The sequence below is a fragment of the Paraburkholderia sp. XV genome, assembly GCF_020177535.1.
GTDB classification, from domain to species: Bacteria; Pseudomonadota; Gammaproteobacteria; order Burkholderiales; family Burkholderiaceae; genus Paraburkholderia; species Paraburkholderia caribensis.
The window spans coordinates 21497-42327 of record NZ_JAGUUD010000076.1; the positions used below are offsets into that span (position 1 = coordinate 21497).

The 20831-nt window shown below is 64.9% G+C and carries 19 protein-coding genes; 9 read left to right on the top strand and 10 right to left on the bottom strand.

What is annotated here, in order from left to right; genetic code table 11:
- Position 1 precedes the first annotated feature (1 nt).
- Entirely contained in the window at positions 2-2047 is a 2046-nt protein-coding gene (locus tag KFO72_RS28455; RefSeq protein ID WP_225033516.1) for a pyridoxamine 5'-phosphate oxidase family protein, read from the bottom strand.
- Positions 2048-2107: 60 nt separating this feature from the next.
- Positions 2108-2749: a glutathione S-transferase family protein gene (locus KFO72_RS28460; protein ID WP_060604031.1), complete on the bottom strand. Its 642-nt coding sequence runs from the start codon at positions 2747-2749 to the stop codon at positions 2108-2110.
- 111 nt (positions 2750-2860) lie between these two features.
- Here KFO72_RS28460 and KFO72_RS28465 point away from each other — a divergent pair, with 111 nt between their 5' ends.
- Both KFO72_RS28465 and KFO72_RS28470 read left to right on the top strand, forming a co-directional pair.
- A complete protein-coding gene (locus KFO72_RS28465; RefSeq protein ID WP_054932848.1) occupies positions 2861-3784 on the top strand; it encodes a LysR family transcriptional regulator in 924 nt (307 codons plus the stop codon).
- 100 nt (positions 3785-3884) lie between these two features.
- The gene (locus tag KFO72_RS28470; protein ID WP_060604036.1) at positions 3885-4949 is read left to right on the top strand and encodes a sensor domain-containing diguanylate cyclase; all 1065 of its coding nucleotides are present in this window, start codon (positions 3885-3887) and stop codon (positions 4947-4949) included.
- A 43-nt stretch (positions 4950-4992) separates the two neighbouring features.
- Here the strand turns inward: KFO72_RS28470 and KFO72_RS28475 are convergent, their stop codons facing one another.
- From KFO72_RS28475 to KFO72_RS28495, 5 genes are all read right to left on the bottom strand, one after another.
- Positions 4993-5334 (bottom strand): ribbon-helix-helix domain-containing protein, encoded by a 342-nt coding sequence (locus KFO72_RS28475; RefSeq protein WP_054932850.1) that lies wholly within the window; start codon positions 5332-5334, stop codon positions 4993-4995.
- A 93-nt stretch (positions 5335-5427) separates the two neighbouring features.
- Positions 5428-7011, bottom strand: coding sequence for a GMC family oxidoreductase (locus KFO72_RS28480; protein ID WP_225033517.1), 1584 nt, complete (start codon positions 7009-7011; stop codon positions 5428-5430).
- Positions 7012-7027: 16 nt separating this feature from the next.
- A complete protein-coding gene (locus KFO72_RS28485) occupies positions 7028-7648 on the bottom strand; it encodes a tat (twin-arginine translocation) pathway signal sequence (RefSeq protein ID WP_107203544.1) in 621 nt (206 codons plus the stop codon).
- A 52-nt stretch (positions 7649-7700) separates the two neighbouring features.
- Entirely contained in the window at positions 7701-8099 is a 399-nt protein-coding gene (locus KFO72_RS28490) for a VOC family protein (protein ID WP_054932853.1), read from the bottom strand.
- Positions 8100-8399: 300 nt separating this feature from the next.
- Positions 8400-10115, bottom strand: a complete 1716-nt coding sequence (locus tag KFO72_RS28495) for a SulP family inorganic anion transporter (RefSeq protein ID WP_054932854.1) — start codon at positions 10113-10115, stop codon at positions 8400-8402.
- Positions 10116-10292: 177 nt separating this feature from the next.
- Here KFO72_RS28495 and KFO72_RS28500 point away from each other — a divergent pair, with 177 nt between their 5' ends.
- The 5 genes from KFO72_RS28500 (at position 10293) to KFO72_RS28520 (ending at position 15024) form a co-directional block, all read left to right on the top strand.
- The gene (locus KFO72_RS28500) at positions 10293-10913 is read left to right on the top strand and encodes a LysE family translocator (RefSeq protein WP_054932855.1); all 621 of its coding nucleotides are present in this window, start codon (positions 10293-10295) and stop codon (positions 10911-10913) included.
- A 305-nt stretch (positions 10914-11218) separates the two neighbouring features.
- Complete coding sequence (locus KFO72_RS28505) at positions 11219-11857, top strand: hypothetical protein (protein ID WP_054932856.1); 639 nt, start codon at positions 11219-11221, stop codon at positions 11855-11857.
- 9 nt (positions 11858-11866) lie between these two features.
- Complete coding sequence (locus tag KFO72_RS28510) at positions 11867-12955, top strand: diguanylate cyclase domain-containing protein (RefSeq protein WP_225033518.1); 1089 nt, start codon at positions 11867-11869, stop codon at positions 12953-12955.
- Positions 12956-13236: 281 nt separating this feature from the next.
- Positions 13237-14694 (top strand): sensor domain-containing diguanylate cyclase, encoded by a 1458-nt coding sequence (locus KFO72_RS28515; RefSeq protein WP_225033519.1) that lies wholly within the window; start codon positions 13237-13239, stop codon positions 14692-14694.
- A 138-nt stretch (positions 14695-14832) separates the two neighbouring features.
- Positions 14833-15024 carry a hypothetical protein gene (locus KFO72_RS28520; protein ID WP_054932860.1) on the top strand — a complete coding sequence of 64 codons (192 nt, stop codon included), beginning with the start codon at positions 14833-14835 and terminating at the stop codon, positions 15022-15024.
- A 24-nt stretch (positions 15025-15048) separates the two neighbouring features.
- On the opposite strand, the gene KFO72_RS28525 is transcribed toward KFO72_RS28520, so the two are convergent.
- Positions 15049-16458 (bottom strand): PLP-dependent aminotransferase family protein, encoded by a 1410-nt coding sequence (locus KFO72_RS28525; RefSeq protein ID WP_054932861.1) that lies wholly within the window; start codon positions 16456-16458, stop codon positions 15049-15051.
- 154 nt (positions 16459-16612) lie between these two features.
- Here KFO72_RS28525 and KFO72_RS28530 point away from each other — a divergent pair, with 154 nt between their 5' ends.
- Positions 16613-17941: an aspartate aminotransferase family protein gene (locus KFO72_RS28530; protein WP_060604051.1), complete on the top strand. Its 1329-nt coding sequence runs from the start codon at positions 16613-16615 to the stop codon at positions 17939-17941.
- A gap of 85 nt (positions 17942-18026) precedes the next feature.
- On the opposite strand, the gene KFO72_RS28535 is transcribed toward KFO72_RS28530, so the two are convergent.
- Complete coding sequence (locus KFO72_RS28535; protein ID WP_060604054.1) at positions 18027-18602, bottom strand: DUF6496 domain-containing protein; 576 nt, start codon at positions 18600-18602, stop codon at positions 18027-18029.
- Positions 18603-18847: 245 nt separating this feature from the next.
- On the opposite strand from KFO72_RS28535, the gene KFO72_RS28540 reads away from it, so the two are divergent.
- On the top strand, positions 18848-19099 hold the full coding sequence (locus tag KFO72_RS28540) for a hypothetical protein (RefSeq protein ID WP_054932864.1): 252 nt from the start codon (positions 18848-18850) through the stop codon (positions 19097-19099).
- A 75-nt stretch (positions 19100-19174) separates the two neighbouring features.
- Here the strand turns inward: KFO72_RS28540 and KFO72_RS28545 are convergent, their stop codons facing one another.
- Positions 19175-20383, bottom strand: a complete 1209-nt coding sequence (locus KFO72_RS28545) for an ABC transporter substrate-binding protein (RefSeq protein WP_224099465.1) — start codon at positions 20381-20383, stop codon at positions 19175-19177.
- Positions 20384-20831: the final 448 nt, after the last annotated feature.

The window sequence follows — 20831 nt, forward strand, 5'->3', positions numbered from 1 at the left end:
CTCAGAGGTCCAGCGTCAGGCTCGCGCGCTCCCCTTCGACAGCGGGATGCGCCATGCAGATCAACGCGCAACCGTCCGCGACGTCCGCTTCGACGTCGCCGTCGTATGCGACCTGTCCCGACAATACTTTCGTCGAACACGTGCCGCACATGCCTGAACGACAACTCGATTTCGCTTCGATGCCGTGTTTTTCCGCGAGTTCGAGCAGGCTGCCCTGTTTCGGCAGCCATTGGACCGTGCGTTGCGACCGCGCGAACGTCACTTCCGCGCCGCCCGATTCAGCCTTTTCTTCCGCAACGGGTTCGGCGCGCGTCGGCGTGCGCTTCACGCTGGCGGGGCCGAACGCTTCGAAACGGATGCGCTCGTCAGCGACATTCAATGCGCGCAAACCTCGATACAGGTCGCGCATGAACGGCTCGGGGCCGCATAGATAGAAGTCGTAGTCGTCGAACGGCAGTGCGCGCTTCAACGTGTCGATGTTCACGCGTCCTGGTGTGATCCCGCGCAAGGCCTCGCTCGCTGCGCTATCGAACAAATGGAGCGACACCGACGGATAACGCGCCGCCACGTCTTTCAGATTCGTGCTGAACGGACGCTCGCGGTCGCTGCGCGCGCCATGAAAGAAGTACAAACGCTTCGCCTGAGTATCGCCAGCGACGCGCGCGTTCAGTGCGTGATGCAACATCGCGATCATCGGCGTGATGCCGATGCCGGCGGAAATGAACACCGCCGGCCGCGCGCTCTGCATGTCGTAGACGAATACGCCGCGCGGCGCCATCGCTTCGATCTCCATGCCCGCCACGAGATGGTCGTGCAGCCAGTTCGACGCGATGCCCTCGCGCTTCACGCTGATCCGGTAACGATGCGGATCGTGCGCATCGGACAGCGTGTAGGTGCGCGTCAACGGCGCAGCGTGTCCTTCGACGGGCACGCGAACTGGCAGATACTGGCCCGCCTGATACGCAGGCAACGGCGCGCCATCCGTCGATTCGAAATAGAACGAGCGAATCGAAGCCGTCTCTTCGACGACGGCCGCCACCTTCAGCTTGTGCCATGGGGACGCGGCCGCTGCCTTGCGAATCGCCGCCGCGAATTGCGGCGCGTATTCGACATCGGACCAGCGAAACGGCAACACGCCCCGGCTGCGGCGCACTTCCTGCACATGAAAGCTCACCAACCTTTCAGCGCCTTCGAAAGCGGCCAGTTCGGCGCCCTGCCAGATGATCTCGGCGCGCACGGCGAGATACAGCAGATCGCCGCTCGCGAAGTCGATGAATAGCAGGCCCGCGCGCGGATCGTGCAGCAGATTGCCGATCGTGTTGAAGAACCTGTTGCCGGTGAAGTCGGGCACGGTCAACGTCGCCGCGTCGTCGATGTGCACAAAGCCCGGCGCGCCGCCCCGATGCGATACGTCGACGCCGCGTGCAAAGTCCGCGTCGTCCGCCATATTCGCGCTCGCGATGAAGAAGGTGTCGGCGCGCGCGAGGAACGCGCGGTCCGCATCGCTCAAATGCGTCGAGATGTCCTGCGGCGCTGGAACGCCACCTTCGGCACGGTCGATGAAGGTCGGCACGCGCCCCTGAATGTACTTCGCGCAGTTGCCGAAGCTCTGGGTCACTTCGAGCGTCACCGCGTCGCCGGCCACAGCCGTCACGACGCCGTTGATGCGGTTGCGCCGCCGCGTATGCGGCTGGATGCCGAGGCCGCCGATCATCGCACCCGTCTGCCAGCGCGGGCCGAGCGGATCGCCGGGCAGCGCGCGGCTGTCGATGCGCAGCGTGCGCGCATCCGGCGACGACACGAAGCCCGGATCGCCCGTGCGTATCGTCGCCCACGGCTGCCCGCTCGCGTCGACGCCGCCGAACACCATGAACGGCTGCTGCGCAAAGAACTCGCGGTGCTGGTCCGGCATGTACCGGCGAATGCCGCGCCGCCCCGACGGATCAGCCTGGCGGTCCACGCCTGCGAGCCGCTGCGCGGCGAGTTCGTCGGCGTGAAACGGCGAGGTGTCGAGGCCCCAGCCGTTCAGAGGAGTGAAATCGGACATGTCAGGCTCCTGCAGGCAAAACGTCAGCGTGATGCGTAATGCGGAACCGCTCGTCGCTGGCTATTCGGCGAGCAGGCCCGCCTTCGTCGGCGGCATCGCGATGAAGCGCGGCAGTGCTTCCACGCGGCGCAGCCACGCGCGAATGTTCGGATACGGGTCCAGCGACACGCCGCCTTCCGGCGCGTGCGCGATATACGTGTGTGCCGCGATATCGGCGATCGTCACGTGCTCGCCGGCTGCGAATGGCTTCGCCGCCAGTTCGCGCTCGATCACGTCGAACAGCTTTACCGCGATGCCCTTCGCCGTTTCATGATCGAGCGGCGCGCCGAACACGGTGACGAGCCGCGCGGAGCACGGGCCGTATGCGATCTGCCCGGCCGCCAGCGACAGCCAGCGCTGCACGGCCGCCGCGCCCAGCGGGTCTTCCGGCAGCCACGACGCGTCGCCATAGCGCTTGGCCAGATACACCAGAATCGCGTTCGAATCGAACAGCGTCACGTCGCCGTCCTGGATGGTGGGCACCTGGCCGAACGGATTCAGCGCCAGATACTCGGGCTTGCGGTTGTCACCGGCGCGCATGTCCAGTTCGATCACTTCGAACGGCAGGTCGAGCAACGTCAGGAACAGCTTCACGCGATGCCCGTGCCCCGACAGCAGGGTCGTGTACAGGCGGATCGGCTGGGCGGGCTTGGCTGCGGGCATTCGTCACTCCGGGTTCAGTCATATTGGACAATCCGAAGAGTAATGCGCGATGCCTTGCCCCAGAAGCCTGATAACCTTGGATACACAATCCTCCTGAAGTGGACAATCGACATGGCCGACGTGCGTGACGTGAACCTGAACCGGCTGGCCGTGTTCGTCGCCGTGGTCGAAGCGGGCTCACTGACAGCGGCCGCCAAGCGGCTCGGGCTCGCGAAGACGATGGTCAGCACGCACATGCAGCGGCTCGAAGCGGAAGTCGGCGCGAGCCTGCTGGTGCGCACCACGCGCCGTCTCGGCGTCACCGAGGCGGGCCGCGCGTTCTATGACGCGAGCGTGAAGATCCTGCGCGCCGCCGAGGAAGCGCTGGCTGAAATCGGCGGCGAGGAGGCGCCCGTGCGCGGCACGCTGCGCGTGAGTTGCCCGATCGACTACGGCACGCTGGTAGTCGCACCCGTGCTGGTCGAACTGCGCCGCGCGCATCCACGGCTCGATATCGAACTGCTGTGCAGCGACCATATCGTCGACCTGATTGCGGACGGCATCGACGTCGCCATCCGGCTCGGGCGTCTCGCGGATTCGAACTACCGCGCGGTGACGCTCGGCAGCTTCGAGAAATGGGTCGTGGCGAGCCCGGCGTTCATCGAAACGTGGGGCGAGCCGCCAACGCCCGCCGACCTCCCCGCGCTGCCTTTCGTAGCGCTGACGGTGCTGCCGCGGCCGCAGACGCTCGACTTGCGGCACACGAACGGCGCCACGCAAAGCGTGCGCTGCGAGAACGCGTTTCTCGTGAACACGGCGGAAGCCGCGCGTGCGGCGACGCTCGCGGGCGGCGGACTGGGGCTGTTGACGGACTTTTCGATCGGCAACGACGTCGCGGCGGGACGGCTCATCCGGCTGTTGCCCGAATGGTCGACGGAACCGGCGGGCATCCAGGCCGTGTTTCCGCCGACGCAGCACACGCCGCCCAAGGTCCGTGCGCTGATCGAGACGTTCAGGACGTACCTCGCGCGCGACGCAGCGCCACCGCATCAGTAGAATTGTCCGTCCGGGTTTCCGCCGATCAGGAAACGATGCCGCCGTGCCGTTGACATGGCGAGGCGCGCCATTGGGCGCAATCGACCAACACGAATCGACCATGAAAAACATCGACGACACGCAAGACATGCTCGGCGCCGCGTTTCTGCGCCATGACGATGCAGGCGCCAGCATGCGCGCCGAAGGCGAGCGGCTCGAACACGACAGCGCCGTGTATCGCACGCTGCTCGAATCGACCAGGGCGATTCCGTGGAAGATCGACTGGGCAACGATGGCCTTCACCTACATCGGCCCGCAGATCGAGGCGTTGCTCGGCTGGGCGCCGTCGTCGTGGAAAACGGTCAACGATTGGGCGGAGCGGATGCACCCCGATGACCGGCAGAAGGTGGTCGAGTTTTGCGTCGCGCAGTCGCAGGCAGGCACCGATCACGAAGCGGACTATCGCGCGCTGACGAAAGACGGCGGCTACGTGTGGTTGCGCGACGTCGTGCACGTGGTGCGCAAGCCCGACGGCGGCGTCGATTCGCTGATCGGCTTCATGTTCGACATCAGCGAACGCAAGCGCACGGAAGAAAAGCTCGCACGTCTGCAGAAAGAGCTCGAAGCGCTGTCGTTCCAGGACGGACTGACGGGCGTGGGCAACCGCCGCATGTTCGACGCCGTGATGCAGCGCGAGTGGATTGCGGGTCAGGAAAGCGGCAAGCCGCTGTCGCTGATCATGATCGATATCGATTTCTTCAAGTCCTACAACGATTACTACGGCCACATCCAGGGCGACGATTGCCTGAAGCGCGTCGCGGGCGTGCTCGCGCAAGCCGCGCGTTCCGGCGATTTTCTCGGACGGTTCGGCGGCGAGGAATTCGTGCTGGTGCTGCCGGACACGGACGCGGATACGGCCGTGAAGATGGCCGAACGCTGCCGCGATCTGATCGACGCCGAGTCAATCGCGCATGTACGCTCGCCGCATCAGCAGCGCGTCACGGCGAGCTTCGGCGTGGGCACCATCGTGCCGAACGGCTCGCCTTCGGGCAGCATGGACACGACCGCGTTCATCAATCTGATCGACGCACAGCTGTATCAGGCGAAAGACAACGGCCGCAACCGCATCGTCGCCGTCGATCGCGCGGGCCTGGGTGGCGAGGCGTTCCGCACGCACTCGCGCTGAGGCGCGCGTTGGTTGCCTGTGTGAAAAAAAACGCCGCGACGGATCACACCGTCTTCAGCACGCGCGGCTTCACTTCGGGCACGGGAACGGGGACGGGAAAGCTGGTTAACTCGCTTTTACCCGCAACGATCGACAGATACCTCAAGCAGCACACGCGCAGGAACGATGCGAAATTGCTCGGCACCTCGCCGCGCAGCGCGATGAGTTCGTCGTAGAGCTTGACGGCGAATTGCGTGGTCGTCATGTTCTCTCGCGACGCGATTTCATGCAGCACGTCCCAGAAAAGATTCTCCAGACGCACAGTCGTAATCACGCCGTGGATGCGCAGCGAACGCGTGCGCGATTCGTACAGGATCGGGTCCGCGTTCACGTAGACGTTGCACATGGCTTGTCTCCATTGTTCGTATGAGTGCGGCGGCGAGTGCGGCGGCGGCCATCGCGCCCGCCTGCCGCACCCGATGAGTTCACGTGCGATCGATCAGATTGTGCGCCTGTTTATCTGCCCTGCGATGTAGTCGGCCTGACGGATCGCCAGCGTCACGATGGTCAGTGTCGGGTTTTCCGCCGCGCCCGTGGTGAACTGGCTGCCGTCGGAGATGAACAGGTTCGGCACGTCATGCGTCTGGCCGAAACGGTTGCACACGCCGTCCTGCGGCTTCGCGCTCATGCGCGCGGTGCCCAGGTTGTGCGTCGAAGGATACGGCGGAACGCGGTACACGGTCTTCGCGCCCGCCGCCTGATACACGGCGCTGCCCTGCTTGAAACCGTGCTCGCGCATCGCTTCGTCGTTCGGGTGATCGTCGAAATGCACGTTGGGCACGGGCAAGCCATACTGGTCCTTCACGTCGTTATTCAGCGTGATGCGGTTCGTCTCGCGCGGCATGTCTTCGCCGACGATCCACATGCCTGCCGTGTACGGATACGCCTCCATCGCCTGCGTGAAGTCCGCGCCCCATGCGCCGGGGTCGAGAAACGCCGCATAGAAAGGCAGCCCCAGCGACACCGTCTCCATGTGATAACCGCCCGCGAAACCGCGCGACGTATCGAAGCGCGCTTCGTCTTCGATGATGCCCGCCATCGTCGTGCCCTTGTACATGTCGACCTTGTCGTTGAACACGGCGTAGACGGAACCCGTAGTGTGACGCATGTAGTTGCGCCCCACCTGTCCGGATGAATTCGCCAGTCCGTCGGGGAAGCGGCTCGAATGCGAATTCAGGAGCAGACGCGGCGTCTCGATCGCATTGCCCGCCACCGCGACGATGCGCGCCTTCTGGCGTTGCAGCTTGCCGGCGGCATCGTAATAGACGACGGCGCTGGCCTTGCCCTTCGCATCCGTTTCGATCTTCACGACCTGCGCCTGGGTGCGCAATTCCATGTGACCCGTGGCCTGCGCGCGCGGAATCTCCGTGTACAGCGTCGACCATTTCGCGCCCGTGCGGCAGCCCTGGAAGCAGAAGCCGCGCTGGAAGCAATGCGCGCGGTCGTCGCGCACGATGCTATTGGTCGCCATGTGGCCCGTGTTGCATTCCTTGTAGCCGACCTTCGTCGCGCCGTTGTACATCACCTTGAAGTTATTGTTGCCGGGCAGCCCGGGCAAGCCGTTGGTGCGCGTCACGCCCATTTTCTTTTCGGCGCGGTCGTACCACGGCGCCATCTCCTCGCTCGTCACGGGCCAGTCGAGCAGGTTCGCATCCTTGATCGTGCCGTAGTTCGTTTTCGCCTTGAACTCATGCGGCTGAAAGCGCAGGCTCGCGCCCGCCCAGTGCGTCGTCGTGCCGCCGACCGTCTTGCAGATCCACGCGGGCAGATTCGGAAAGTCGGTGGCGATGCGCCAGCTGCCCGACGTCGTGCGCTTGTCGAGCCACGACAGCATCGAGAACGAGCCCCATTCGTCAGTGGTGAAATCGCCTTGCGTATGCATCTTGCCCGCTTCGAGCACGATCACGTCGATGCCCTTTTGCGCCAGCTCATTGGCGAGTGTGCCGCCGCCCGCGCCGGAGCCGATGATGACCACGGCGCGCGCATCGTTGTGCGAGAAATGCACCTTGTTGTTGTCGTCCATGTCAGGTCTCCGTTGCTCAGCTGTCGGTGGGAATCGGACCGCTCGCGGCGGCGGGCGGATTCGGCAGCCACGCCAGATCGTTGAAGCCCTTGGTCAGATAGCCGCCGTCGCCTTTCGCCGCGCCGTAGCCGAAGTGCGCGTACGCCATGTCGTTGCTGTACAGCGAGACGATGGCCGTGGTGCGCACGGTCGTGAAGAACGGCGTCTTCTGCATCGCGGCGACATCGCGCGCCTGGTCGGCGGGCGAGCGTTTGGTCCAGTCCGCACCGTTGAGCGCGTCGAGCTGCTTCACGCCATCGGCGAGTTGCTGACGCACTGCCGGGTCCTTCTGCGCCTTCGCGTCGAGGTCCTTGACGACGAGTGCATAGACCGCGTCGTCGAGCGTCTTGTGCGGGTATTGCTGCTTGACGAAGGCGAGCAGCACTGCCCCCTGGTGAGTATCCAGCGCCTGCATTTCGAGCGCCCATACGCGGCTGGGCGCAAGCGTCGCGAGGATCGACGGAAACGCCAGCGTGCCGATCAGCACGCCCGTGCCCTTGAGCCACTCGCGCCTCGCCAGCGAGCGCGGCGCATGCGGTGCATCCGGCTCATGAGCCGTGGCAGACGGTGCGGCGATTGGAATCACTCTGTGACTCATGCCTGTCTCCTTGGTGGTTGTGTTGTGGGGGTACCGCGTCGCGCGCGGCTTTCTATTGGTAATGTCCGTGACGTTCGAGCACCTCGATCTTGTAGCCGTCCGGGTCCTGAATGAAGAAGTAACGCGCGAGCAAGGCGCCGTCGTCGTTCTTGAATTCGCGCACGTCGTTCGGCGTCATGCCGAGCTGGATCAGACGCTCGCGCTCCCGCTTCACGTCGTCGACGACGAACGCGACGTGCCCGTAGCCGTCGCCGTGCGAGTACGGGTCTTCGCGTCCTTTGTTCCAGGTGAGTTCGATCTCGTTGTCGGATTCGTCGTTGCGCAGATAGACAAGCGAGAAATCAGGAAAATCGAGCCTGTGCGAAGGCTCGAGCCCGAACGCGCGTTGATAGAACTTCAGCGAGCGGTCGAGATCCTGAATGCGGACCATCGTGTGGATCATCTTGGCCATGTCGTCCCTCCTCCGTTTGATGCTGAGTGTAGGAGGGCAATGTGCGCCGTGGTAATGCAGGGCTAAATGCGCTTAGGGACTTGCCCTATGTTGCAGATGCGTGCGGATGGATGGGATGGGCGGGAGTCCTGGCGTGTGAAGACGATGCGATGCGCCGCCGGGCAACGAAGTGCGGCGCAACATGCGCGCACGGCGCATGCTGCTGTTCGACGCCCGATCCAGGGTAAGCGATAGGCCCGTGCGAATGCCGCAGCGCGGCTGCTGCAACGCGCCATCGGGTGGATGACGCGGCCCGCGAAGTTACAACGCGTTCACCTCGCGCGGCGGGCTGATGCCCGCCGCCGCGAGCGCTTCATGCAGCGTGTCGAATATGTTCGACTCGCCGACGATCTGCGTAATGCGATGCCGGTCCATATCGGCGCGCAGATAGGGATTCACTCGCCCAAAGATGACAACCACCTTGCGCTCGCGCAGATCCGCAATCAGATCGCTCAGCGTGAGGGCCGCCGAATAGTCGAGCGCGGTGATCGCGCCCGCATCGACGACGAGCGACTGCAGGTCGCCGGATGCGGCATCGACGAGTTCGATCACCTCGGCGGTGAAGACGTGATCGTTGGCGAAGAACAGATCGGAGCCGAAGCGGTACACGATGAGCCCCGGCGCGGTCATGATGCCCGGCCTCGCGGGCACGGGCTGCCACCTTCCGTTGGCGGGCGACGGTTCCATCACCATGGTGTGCGGACGATAGCTGTGCCGCACATGCCGCAGCAGCGACAAAGCGACGGCGAGCAGAATGCCGTGCTCGACGCCGAGCATCACGACGGCGGCCGCCGTGATGAGCGCGAGGGTGAACTCGCCGGGGCTTTCGGCGCGGATCGCCGCGAGGCTCGGCACGTTGACGAGACCGACTGCAATCGTGAACACGATGCCGGCGAGCACGCAATGCGGCAGGTATTGCAGATACGAGCTCAGAAACAGCAGCACCACCACGACCACGCCCGCAAACGCCAGTTGCCCGATCTGGCTGCGCGTGCCCGCGCGTTCGGCCATCGCGGTCTGCGTCGGGCTGCCGTTGACGACGAATGTGCCGCTGAACGCAGCGGCGGCGTTGGCCGCCGCCAGCCCGAGAATGTCGGCATTGGTGTCCACTTCTTCGTGATACTGCTGCGCGAACACGCGGGCAGCGGCCGCGCTTTGCGCAATGATCATCACGAAGCACGATGCCGCCACGGGCACGAGGTCGAGGAACTGTTGCCAGGTTACGGCTGGAAACGCGAACGGCGGCAGACCGCCGCTGATCGGGCCGAGGATCGTAATGCCGTGCCCGGCGAAATCGTAGGTCTTGCTCGCGGCGATGCTGCCGATCACGGCAACGAGGGGAATCGGCACGCGCGGCAGGAAGCGCTTGCCCGCGAGAATCGCGCCGACCACCAGCACGGTGAGCATGAGCGTCGGCAGATGCGCGTGCACGACATGCCCGATCACGTAGACCAGTTGCGCAAGACTTCGCGACGATGGATACGGCACGGTCATGCCGAACATGTCGCCGAGCATCGCAATCGATACCTGTACACCCACGCCCGTCAGAAAGCCGACCAGCACGGTACGCGAGAGGAAATCGGCGAGAAAGCCGAGCCTGAAGATGCGCGCGAGCAGCAGGAGCGCGGCCGTCAGCAATGCGACCATGCCCGCCAGCGCGACGTACTCGGCGCTGCCCATCGGCGCAATGGTCGACGCGCGGCTGGCGAAGATGGTCGCGGTGGCCGAATCGGCGGCGACCACGAGGTGGCGCGACGCGCCGAAGAACGCGAACGCGACGAGCGGCAGAAATACGGTGTAAAGCCCCGTCACGGCGGGCATACCGGCGATGCGCGCGTAGCCGAGCACCTGCGGTATGTCCATCGACGCGAGCGAGATGCCGGAGAACACGTCGCGCCATGCGCTCGCGCGGCCGATGGGCAGGATGCCTTTCAGAAGGCTCAGGGATGCTGACGATTTGTCTTTCGAGTTATGCATGCTTCAAGTACGTTGGGGTGCTATCCACGCATCGTGCCCTGAATGTTTGCGCTGTGGCAAGGCACCTCGGCATACCCGCTCTCCGTACCGGAAATCATTCACATATCTGTACCGGTACTGTACAGGCTCCACTCGGTACACTGATTGCCAATCTCGAAATACTTCGCGGAGCCGTCCATGACCCTCGACACCCTGAGCGCCAGCGCCCTGCCCGCCGGCATCCTGTTCGCGCTCGTCACCACCATCACGCCCGGACCGAACAACACGATGCTGCTCGCATCCGGCGTCAATTTCGGTTTTCGCCGCACGCTGCCGCATATTCTCGGCATCAGCGCGGGTGTGGCGTTGCTGATGCTGTCGGTCGGTTTCGGCCTCGGCGAAGCGTTTCGCCGCTTCGAGGTGTTGTACACGGTGCTGGAAGTGCTGAGCGTCGTCTACCTGCTGTATCTCGCGTGGAAGATCGGCACGTCGGGCGAGATGCAGGTCAAGAAAGGCGAACGCCGCCCGATGCGCTTTCATGAAGCGATCGCGTTCCAGTGGGTCAATCCGAAGGCATGGATGATGGTGCTCACGGCCGCAACGACCATTCATCTGAGCGCCGACTTCGGCATCAACGCGCTGTTGATGGCCGTGCTGTTCTATGTGATCGGCTTGCCGTGCATCTGCCTGTGGGCCGCGTTCGGCACCGCGATGCGCCGCGCCCTGTCGAACCCTGTGTGGCTGCGCACCTTCAACATCGCGATGGCGCTGATGCTCGTCGCGACGCTTTATCCCATCGTGTTGCGCCTCATGGCGTGAGGCGCGGCAGTCTGGAAATTTTTCTCGCTTTGCATGCCTTTCAGGCAACTGCCGCACGCTTCGAACGTCCGTTTTCCACCACGGCCCGTCTTGCGAATTGACAGTAGAATAGCCGACACATAACCCTGTCTTCGCGAGCGGGCTCAGCGCTGTCCTCACCGGCACCATCGCCGGATTCCGGCATTTGACGGGCTCGATAATTGCTCAAGGTCCACGGTTATCTCAGAGCAGATTTCGGCGCGGATGCGACGTGCCAGTCCCGCCATTGACAGACGCAGACCGCAAGGGTCGGAGGCGTTGCACACATGGACGCACAGGAATCTCCGGACCGCGCGCGCGGCGGCCGGCAGCAGCAGTACGAAAGCGCCTACCTACCCGATAGCGACGATCCGCAGGCACGCCATTACAGTTGGGTGCAGATCTGTCTGATCTCAGCGATGGGCCTTGCCGTCGGTGTGATGGGTACGGCTGCGTATGTGATCTGGTTCAACCGCGATCAGGTGGCCTACGCCGACGCGGTCGAGTCGGCCCGGCGCCCACTGCCCACGACGCTCGCCAGCGCGAACGGCGACCTGCGCATCCCGAGCCATGCGGCCGTGCCGACCAGTTCCGTGTCGGGCCGGGTGATACCGGCAGCGCCGGCGCAGCAACCCGCGTCCACCAGCACCGACTCGCTCGCCGCAAACCAGACAGCCGACGACGACACGGACGCAAACGCAGACGCGAACGACCCGCCGCAAGCTACGCGCGCCGCACCGGCGCCAAATTCCGCTACCGCTCGCGCCGACCGCGGCAAGCAGCCGGGCAACGCCGCGCGCCATGCACAACGGGCGAAACCGAAGGAAACCTTCGTGTCGCGGCTAACCGCGATGTTCCGCAAGGTCACCTATCGCCGCAGCGGCCGGGAGCCCGGCAACCACCCCGATCCGTATTCGCACCCCTAGCCCAGCGGCGTGAAGCGAACCGTCACGCCGATCCGCCCGCTCAGCCCGCGATGGCGCCCGCAGCCGATCGCGGTCGGCGCGATCGCCCTCGCCTGTCTCGTGGTCGGGTTGCTTTATGTCGCCGTGCAGGTCAAGGCGCTCTTTTCCGACCACTTCCGGCAGCAATACGCAACGCTCGTGCTCGAAGCCGTCGGGCGGGCCGACAATGCGCTCAACGTCGCGACTCTGCTGAAGCGCAGCGCACCTTCGGCTGCCGCTAACGCGACATACCGGCAGGCGCTCGACGAACTGGGCGCACGCGTAACCGAACTGGACGCGCTGATCGGATCGAGCCCCGTTCCCGCGCCGCGCCTGCCGCAGGCCAATGCGACGGCAAAAAGTCTCGACGAACTGAAGCAGTCGCTGGCGGCCACGGCGGACTACTGGCGCGCGCGCCGGGACGCCGTCAGCAACGATGTCCGCCGGCGCACGCTGCGCGTGGCGAGCGTGCTCGCCGTGCTGACCGTCGTCGTGACGGGCGCGCTGTTCGCGGCGCTCGTGGTGTTTGCGCGGCGGCATCGGCGGCTCGCGGGACTCACGCACCAGTTCCGCCACGCCGCCCAGCATGACGCGATGACTGGGCTGCCCAACCGCCAGCAACTGCTCGCGCGGCTCGACCGCATCGCAGCCGAACGCGCGCCCGGCAAATGCGCCGTGCTGTATGTCGATCTCGACGGCTTCAAGCAGGTCAACGACACCTTGGGCCATGCGATCGGCGACGAATTTCTGATCGCGCTCGCGCAGCGCTTTCGCCAGTCGCTGCGCCCCGGCGATATGGTCGCGCGCATGGGCGGCGACGAATTCGCGGCGCTCGTGTCTGGCTTCGGCAACGACACCGAACTCGCGGGCATTGCCGCGCGGCTGATGAACTGCGTCGGCGAAACCGATACGCAAATGGGCCTCGGTCTCGTGCGCGCGAGCGTCGGCATCGCGACCTATCCCGATCGCATCGCCGATCACCGGCTGCTGGTCGCCGCCGCCGACGGCGCGATGTACGAAGTCAAGCGCCACGGCAAGAACGGCTACGCGTTCGCCGTCAGCCCCATTCCGCCCGGATGATTTCGACGCGAGGCAGCGCTTCCATCGAGTCGATTCCCGCCATCGACGCCGCCAAGGTCAGCACGTCCATGCTGTTTCGATCGAATCTGAGAATCGCAATCAACTTCCGCCCAGCGCTGCCGTTATAAGGGTTCAGCAAGACGGCGGCCACGCGCGCGCCGTCTCCCATGAACGGTCGAGTTGAGGCGCCTCACGCGTCAGCCATCAGGCATCAGCCAGTGAAGAACACCGCGTCCGTAACGAGGTCGCTGACAGGCAGACTTCGCACTTTCGCCCAGTGCTTGCGGCCGCACGGCCACGGCAAGGCGCCGCATCGCGCGTTCATTCTGCTGCCCGCGCTGACCGTGCTGATCCTCGCTGTGTTGTGGGTCACGATCCTGATGCGGCTGCGCGTCGAAAAGGCAGCCGTGCTGCACGACGCGCGTGTCGCGGCCGGCACCGTCGCCAGCGCGCTGGACACGCACACGCTGAAAACGATTCACGACGTCGACACGATTGCGCTGCTGGTCAAATACGGCTACGAAAGCTCGCCCGATACGTTCGACCTCAAGAAATACCAGGCCTACGGCCTCATCACTGCCGACACGGCGCTGCAAGTCACACTAGCGGGCGCGGACGGCCATGTGATCGCGTCGACGATTCCGTTTTCCGGCGCGATCGATCTCAGCGACCGCAAGCACTTCCGCGTGCATCGCGAGCGGCCCGATGTCGGACTGTTCCTCAGTGAACCGCTGATCGGCCGGATCTCGCGGCAATGGTCGATTCAGGCGACGCGGCGCATCAACCGTCCGGACGGCAGCTTCGGCGGCGTCGTGATCGTGTCGGAGAATCCCGCCTGGCTCACCGACGGCTTCTACACGAGTGCCGCGCTCGGCGAGCACGGGATGATCGCGGTGCTGTCGGACCGCGGCTCGATGCTGTCGCGCCGCGCAGGCGGCGCGCCGAGCCGCACGGGCGAGTCGCTGCCGACCGGCTACGTCGATCCGCGCGGGAACGACGACATGTTCACCGACCCGATCGACCGCGTAGAGCGCATCGTCGCGCGCCGCGAGGTCAAGCGCTACGGGCTCACGGTGATGGCGGGCCTCTCGGTCGCCGAGACGCTCGACGACTACTACCGGATGCGCCGCGTCTACGTGACGATGGCGAGCGTGATTTCAGCGATTCTGGTCGGACTGTCCACGTGGATCGCCGCCCTGATCCTGAAATTGCTGAAGGGCCGGGCGCAATTGCACCGGCTCGCGCACACCGACCGCCTGACGGGTCTGTCCAATCGCGGCTGCATCATGGACCGGCTGGAGGAAGCCGTCGCCGCGCCGGACGCCGCCGGCCGCGTGGCCGTGATCTTCGTCGATCTGGACCGCTTCAAGGAACTCAACGATACCTTCGGCCACCATCTGGGCGACACGATTCTTGCCGACATCGCGCGGCGCCTGATGGAGGTTGCGCAAGGCCGCGCGCAGGTCGGACGGCTGGGCGGCGACGAGTTTCTGCTCGTGATCGAGGACGGCGCGGCGCTGGCGCCCCAGGTCGCAGACGCGATCACGGCGGCGCTGGAAGCGCCCGTCAGCGTGCACGGCAATGCGTACCGCGTGTGCGCGAGTCTCGGCATCGCGGTGCTGCAACCCGGCGAACGCGCGGAGGATCTGGTAAAGAGCGCGGACCGGGTGATGTACGACGCAAAGGAACTCGGCCGCGCCAACCGCGCGCCAAGGGCAAAGAACGCGCTCGTCGCGTGATAGTTGGACGATTCAGGCAGAACCCGGGGCAGGACCACAACAACGCATTCGGCGCACCAGCTTGCTCGTGACGAAACGAATGCTCTAAACAGGGGAAAACGGCTCAAGCTTTGCGGCTTGCTGTCGTTAGCGCAGGGTATGGAAAAGAAACTTGCACAACGCATCGTCAGTTCGGCGCACCGCGCGGCGGAAGCGATCGCGAAGGCCCGCACGGACCTGCCCGAAGTCCAGCAGGACCAGTTGTACAGCCGCGTGTTCATCGGGCTGCTGGAAGACAACGTCGGCGCGGCCAACATCGGCGAACTGATCGACTCGCTCGCGCGGCCATGACGGTGCCTCGCGCGCTTGCCGCGCTCAGCCCCGGCCGGTTCGTTCGATGAAGCGCCACAACGCGTCGTCGGTCGAATGCGGGACGTTGAAACGGAACCACGCGCTCGGCGCATCGTCGGGACGGAAGTAGGAACCGGGCGCGAGCCAGATACCGTCCGACAGCGCCGCCGTCGCGATTTCGCCTGCGCGCTCCGGCTCGACGGGCAAGCGGGCGAACAGGAACAGCCCCGCACGCGGCCGGTGAAAGGCTTCCAGCCCCAGCGCATCCAGCCGCTCCTCGACGATCGCGTGCGCCGCGCGCAACCTCTCGTTGACCTGCTCGACATGCCGCGCATAGCGCCCTTCGTGCAGCACCTTGTCGACGATCCGCTCGATCGCCTCCGAAGACGTCAGCCCCACCGCCATCTTCGTGCGCGCCAGCTCGCGCAGCACGTCGCGCTCGGCGACCACATAGCCGCAACGCAGCGCGGGCGTCACGGTCTTCGAAAAGCCGCTGATGTACAGCACGCGGCGCAGGCCCTCCATAGCCGCGAAAATCGGCGCGCCGGGCGAGCCGAGCTCGCGGCTCACGTCGTCCTCGATCACCCACATGCGGTTGCGCTCGGCGATCTGCAGCAGGCGGAACGCAGACGCCATGCCGTACGTCGCGCCCGTCGGATTCTGCAAGGTCGTGTTGACGAAGATCGCCTTCGGATGATGCGCGTCGACGATTTGCTCCAGCGCGTCCGTGTCGATGCCTGCCGGCGTGCGCGGCACGCCGATCACGTTCAGCCCGGCGAGCTTCAGGATTTGCAGCAGATTGCAGTAGCCGGGATCTTCCACGACGACGGTATCGCCCGCGCGCAGCAGCGTGCGCACGATCAGATCGAGGGCCTGGGTCGCGCCCTGCGTCAGCAGCACGTTCGATACCTCGACGGGCAGGCCGAGCCGGTCCATTTGCTCGGCGATCCTCGCGCGCAGCGGCGCGAAGCCGTACGGATGCCCGTAGTCGCCCAGACGCGCGGCGGGCACGCGGCTCATCGCGCGGAACGCGTGCTGCATGCCCGTTTCGTTGATCCACTCGTTCGGCAGCCAGCCGCAGCCTGCCTTGATCGGCATGGAATGGTCGGCGAACACGTCCGACAGCAGCCATGTCGCGGTGAGGCTGGGCGGCTGCCAGTCGACGGGATTCGCATGCGCGGCCCGCGCGCGCGGCGCGACGCGATAGCCAGAGCCGCGCCGCGCCGTCACGAGGCCCATCGACACGAGCCGGTTGTACGCCTCCGTGACAGTGAAGGTACTCAGCGAATGGGATTGCGCGAGCCGGCGCACCGACGGCAACAGCGCGCCGGCGCGCAGCGCCTGATTGTCGATCGCATGCGCGAAGCCCTGCACGACCTGCTCTACGAGCGTCGGCGCAAGACGGCGGTCACGATCCAGTTCGAGTTCGATCATCGGGGTTTCATCCAGACGGCAACAGATATCGAGCCAATTCCAGCACAGTTTAGCCAATTCGACCAGCACAGTTAGCAGCGCAGTGACTCAACTGTTTATGTCCGCCATTTAACCTTGGACGCTACAGTTTCGCTATCCATTCGAGGAGATACCCATGACTTCGCGCCCCGTAATCGACGATCTGTCGAACTTCTGGATGCCGTTCACCGCCAACCGCCAGTTCAAGTCCGCGCCGCGCCTGCTGGAATCGGCGAAAGGCATGTACTACCGCTCGACCGACGGGCGCGACGTGCTCGACGCATGTGCTGGCCTGTGGTGCGTGAATGCGGGTCACGGCCGCGACGAGATCGTCGCCGCCGTTCAAAAGCAGGCCGCAACACTGGATTTCGCGCCGACCTTCCAGATGGGTCACCCGTTGGCATTCGAAGCGGCGTCGAAAGTCGCGGAATTGATGCCCGAAGGGCTCGACCGCGTGTTCTTCACGAACTCCGGTTCGGAATCGGTCGATACCGCGCTGAAGATCGCGCTCGCCTATCACCGCGCACGCGGCGAAGGGCAGCGCACGCGCCTGATCGGCCGCGAGCGCGGCTATCACGGCGTGGGCTTCGGCGGCATTTCGGTGGGCGGCATCGCGCCGAACCGCAAGACGTTTTCGGGCGCGCTCCTGCCGTCCATCGATCACCTGCCGCACACGCACAACCTCGAACACAATGCGTTTTCGAAGGGCCAGCCGGCCTGGGGCGCGCATCTCGCCGACGAACTGGAGCGCATTGTCACGCTGCACGACGCGTCGACGATCGCCGCCGTGATCGTCGAACCCGTCGCGGGCTCGACGGGCGTGCTGATCCCGCCGCAAGGCTACCTGCAGAAGCTGCGCGACATCTGCACGAAGCACGGCATCCTGCTGATTTTCGATGAAGTGATCACGGGCTTTGGGCGTCTAGGCGCGGCAACGGCCAGCGAGTATTTCGGCGTGAAGCCCGATCTGCTGACGATGGCCAAAGCGATCAACAACGCCGCCGTGCCGATGGGCGCCGTCGCGGCGAGCCGCACGGTGCACGACACGATCGTCAACGCCGGCGCGCAGGGCGCGATCGAGCTGTTCCACGGCTATACGTACTCGGCGCACCCGCTCGCCGCCGCTGCCTGCGTGGCGACGCTCGACCTGTACCGTAGCGAAGGGCTGTTCGAGCGCGCGGCATCGATGGCGCCGAAGTTCGAAGCCGCCGTGCACGCGCTGCGCGACGCGAAGCACGTGAAGGACATCCGCAACCTCGGCATGGTCGCGGGCATCGAGCTGGAGCCGCGCGACGGCGCGCCGGGCGCCCGCGCCTACGAGGCGTTCGTGAAGTGCTTCGAGGCAGGCGTGCTGATCCGCTTCACGGGCGACATTCTGGCCTTCTCGCCGCCGCTGATCATCGACGAAGCGCAGATCGACCAGATCTTCCAGACCGTGCGCAACGCGCTGGCCTCGATCCAGTAAGCGACTTGCACGCTGCTGTGCGCGCCATCGGTTTCAACCACGGCGCGCACAGCGGCGGTTCTCCTGTCAGCCTTCAGCGATACCTTCAATGATGCGCACGCGCGGCCCGCGTATGCGCAGCTTTCTTCGCGGCCGCCGACCGGCCCGCCGCGCCCTTCGTTGCAGCCGCCTTCTTTGCCGTAGCCGAACGGCTTGCAGCCGGACGGCGCGCTGCCGCTGCCTTGGCCTGCTTCGACAACGCTTCCTTCGATGCGCCCTGTCCGCTTTCGCGTTTCAGCACGGCCTCGGCCACGCGCGAGCGCTTCGCCGTCGATTCGCTGCCCGGACGGCGTGCGGCCTTGGTCTTCGAAGCCGAAGTCGCTTTCTTCGCCGCCGCATGCTTTGCGGCGGGCGCCTTCTTCTGGCCCGCCGACGTGTCCGCGGCGGCTTTCTTGCGCGTGGCGGCGCTCGTCGTTCCCGCCTTGGGCTGCTTCAGCGCGACGCCTGCGCGGCGAGCCTTCGACAGACCGATCGCGATGGCCTGCTTCGCCGATTTGACGCCATGCTTGCCTTCGCGCACGTGGTCGATTTCTTCCTTCACGAATTCGCCCGCTTGCGTACTCGACGACTTGCCGGCGCGCTTGTCGGCGGCGGCACGCTTGAGGGTTGCTTTATCAGGCATGATAGTGCTCCCGTTGAATGGTGGCCCGATATACACAGCAACGGCTGTGCCTTGTCCTCGCTGACGCGCGCTTAGCCCTGCTTTTTGCGGTCCGTGGCCGTTCGCGAAGCCAGGCGATGCGTCGATTCGCGCTGCCCTGCAGTGCCGGCAGAAGCGGCCTCGATACACAACGAGGGCTGCGCAATGTGCCGATAGCGTCTATGGTTTACGTCAAAGGCGGCGATGCAACCGTCAGGAGACGCCTCATGAACACACAGACAGTCAGGGCAGGCGCCCATATCGAAGGGATTCACTGGGTGGCGGAGTACGCGGAGACGATGCACGAGATCCGCATCTTCCGCGAAGGCCAGGAGGTGGATGTGCACGATGCGCCATCGACGCTGTTCGGCGACGAAGAGAACGCCGGTTCGAAAAGCTGCGCGGACCATCGCGCGGCGGAAGCGGCCGTGCTCGCGTATCTGCGCCATTTCGTGGCCGAGCACGACGCCGAGGAATGACGGCGCATCCATGAAAAAAGGCCAGCCGCGCGGCTGGCCTTCCGGACGCGTCCTGCGTCCCGGAGGTTCGCGGAATCAGTCCGCGGGACGCAGTTTCTTCACTTCGGCGTCGGACGGCTGCACGCTTGCACCGTCGATATAGCGATACGACGTCATCACACCCTTGCCGTCCTTCAACGCGGTCACACCGACGAATGCGCCCATTGTCGACTGGTTGTCCTGCGGGCGATATGTGATCGGTCCGAACGGCGTATCGACATTCAAGCCCTTGAAGGCAGTCGCGAGTTTGTCGGGATCGGTTGAACCGGCTTTCTTGATGCCGTTCGCGATCGACATCAGCGCCGCATAGCCGACCACCGAGCCGAGGCGCGGATAGTCGTGATACTTCGCCTCGTAGTCGGCGACGAACTTTTTGTTCGCGGGCGTATCGATGGAATACCACGGGTAGCCCGTCACGATCCAGCCGACGGGCGCTTCTGCGCCGAGCGTATCGAGATAATCCGGCTCGCCCGTCAGCAGCGACACGACGCTGCGGTCCTTGAAGAGCCCGCGCGTGTTGCCCTCGCGAACGAACTTGCCGAGGTCTGCGCTGAACAGCACGTTGAAGATCGCGTCGGGCTTTGCGTCGGCGAGCGCCTGCACAGTCGAGCCGGCGTCGAGGTTGCCGAGGGGCGTTGCCTGTTCGGTGACGAACTCGACGTCGGGCTGCGCGGCCTTTAGCAGCTTCTTGAACGTCGCGGCCGCCGACTGGCCGTATTCGTAGTTCGGATATACGAGCGCCCAGCGTTTTTTCTTCAGCTTTGCCGCTTCGGGCACGAGCATCGCGACCTGCATGTAGGTGGATGGGCGCAGGCGGTACGTGTACTTGTTGCCGTCGGCCCAGACAATCTTGTCGGTGAGGGGCTCGGCGGCGAGGAAGAACATGCGCTTTTGCTTCGCGAAGTCGGTTAGCGCGAGGCCTGTGTTCGACAGATAGCCGCCGAATAGCAGTTGCACCTGCTCGCGGGCGACGAGTTCTTGCGCGACGCGAATCGTGTCGCCGGGGTTCGCGTTGTCGTCGCGGGAGACGACTTCCAGCTTCTTGCCTAGCACGCCGCCGGTTGCGTTGACCTGATCCAGTGCGAGGTTCCAGCCGTTTTTATAGGGCATCAGGAATGCGGGCTGTGCCTTGTAGCTGTTGATTTCGCCGATTTTTATTGTCTGTTGCGCGGAGGCGGTTAGGGCCGTGAGCGAGACTGCGAGTGAAGCGGCGATGCGGGATGTCCATGCTGCGCGCGAGGTCATGGGGTGGCTCCGTTTTTTTATCCGTGGGACGGGGAAGGGTGAATCGTACCGGTTCTTTTGTTTGTTTTGGTTTTTGCTGCGCGTGCCGTGGGGGTGGGTAGTATCTGCGATGGCATTCGAGTTATGGGTCTGCGCGGGCGTCCGCGATTCGTTAGCGTGCTTCACGCGTCGTCCCTGTGCGCTTGCCTTTGCGATGGCGTCCGCGTTGCGTTAGCGTGCTTCAGGCGTCGTCCCTGTGCGCTTGCCTTTGCGATGGCATCGGCGTTGCGTTAGCGTGCTTCAGGCGTCGCCCCTGTGCGCTTGCCTTTGCGATGGCATCCGCGATGCGTTAGCCTGTTTCAGGCGTCGCCCCTGTGCGCTTGCCTTTGCGATGGCATCCGCGTTGCGTTAGCCTGCTTCAGGCGTCGCCCCTGTGCGGGGCGGCACCTACTTTTCTTTGCCGCCGCAA

Bases quoted from the DNA above. Each gene is read 5' to 3' on its own strand.
- KFO72_RS28455 (WP_225033516.1), bottom strand. From the start codon at position 2,047: ATGTCCGATTTCACTCCTCTGAACGGCTGGGGCCTCGACACCTCGCCG.
- KFO72_RS28460 (WP_060604031.1), bottom strand. From the start codon at position 2,749: ATGCCCGCAGCCAAGCCCGCCCAGCCGATCCGCCTGTACACGACCCTG.
- KFO72_RS28465 (WP_054932848.1), top strand. From the start codon at position 2,861: ATGGCCGACGTGCGTGACGTGAACCTGAACCGGCTGGCCGTGTTCGTC.
- KFO72_RS28470 (WP_060604036.1), top strand. From the start codon at position 3,885: ATGAAAAACATCGACGACACGCAAGACATGCTCGGCGCCGCGTTTCTG.
- KFO72_RS28475 (WP_054932850.1), bottom strand. From the start codon at position 5,334: ATGTGCAACGTCTACGTGAACGCGGACCCGATCCTGTACGAATCGCGC.
- KFO72_RS28480 (WP_225033517.1), bottom strand. From the start codon at position 7,011: ATGGACGACAACAACAAGGTGCATTTCTCGCACAACGATGCGCGCGCC.
- KFO72_RS28485 (WP_107203544.1), bottom strand. From the start codon at position 7,648: ATGAGTCACAGAGTGATTCCAATCGCCGCACCGTCTGCCACGGCTCAT.
- KFO72_RS28490 (WP_054932853.1), bottom strand. From the start codon at position 8,099: ATGGCCAAGATGATCCACACGATGGTCCGCATTCAGGATCTCGACCGC.
- KFO72_RS28495 (WP_054932854.1), bottom strand. From the start codon at position 10,115: ATGCATAACTCGAAAGACAAATCGTCAGCATCCCTGAGCCTTCTGAAA.
- KFO72_RS28500 (WP_054932855.1), top strand. From the start codon at position 10,293: ATGACCCTCGACACCCTGAGCGCCAGCGCCCTGCCCGCCGGCATCCTG.
- KFO72_RS28505 (WP_054932856.1), top strand. From the start codon at position 11,219: ATGGACGCACAGGAATCTCCGGACCGCGCGCGCGGCGGCCGGCAGCAG.
- KFO72_RS28520 (WP_054932860.1), top strand. From the start codon at position 14,833: ATGGAAAAGAAACTTGCACAACGCATCGTCAGTTCGGCGCACCGCGCG.
- KFO72_RS28525 (WP_054932861.1), bottom strand. From the start codon at position 16,458: ATGATCGAACTCGAACTGGATCGTGACCGCCGTCTTGCGCCGACGCTC.
- KFO72_RS28530 (WP_060604051.1), top strand. From the start codon at position 16,613: ATGACTTCGCGCCCCGTAATCGACGATCTGTCGAACTTCTGGATGCCG.
- KFO72_RS28535 (WP_060604054.1), bottom strand. From the start codon at position 18,602: ATGCCTGATAAAGCAACCCTCAAGCGTGCCGCCGCCGACAAGCGCGCC.
- KFO72_RS28540 (WP_054932864.1), top strand. From the start codon at position 18,848: ATGAACACACAGACAGTCAGGGCAGGCGCCCATATCGAAGGGATTCAC.
- KFO72_RS28545 (WP_224099465.1), bottom strand. From the start codon at position 20,383: ATGACCTCGCGCGCAGCATGGACATCCCGCATCGCCGCTTCACTCGCA.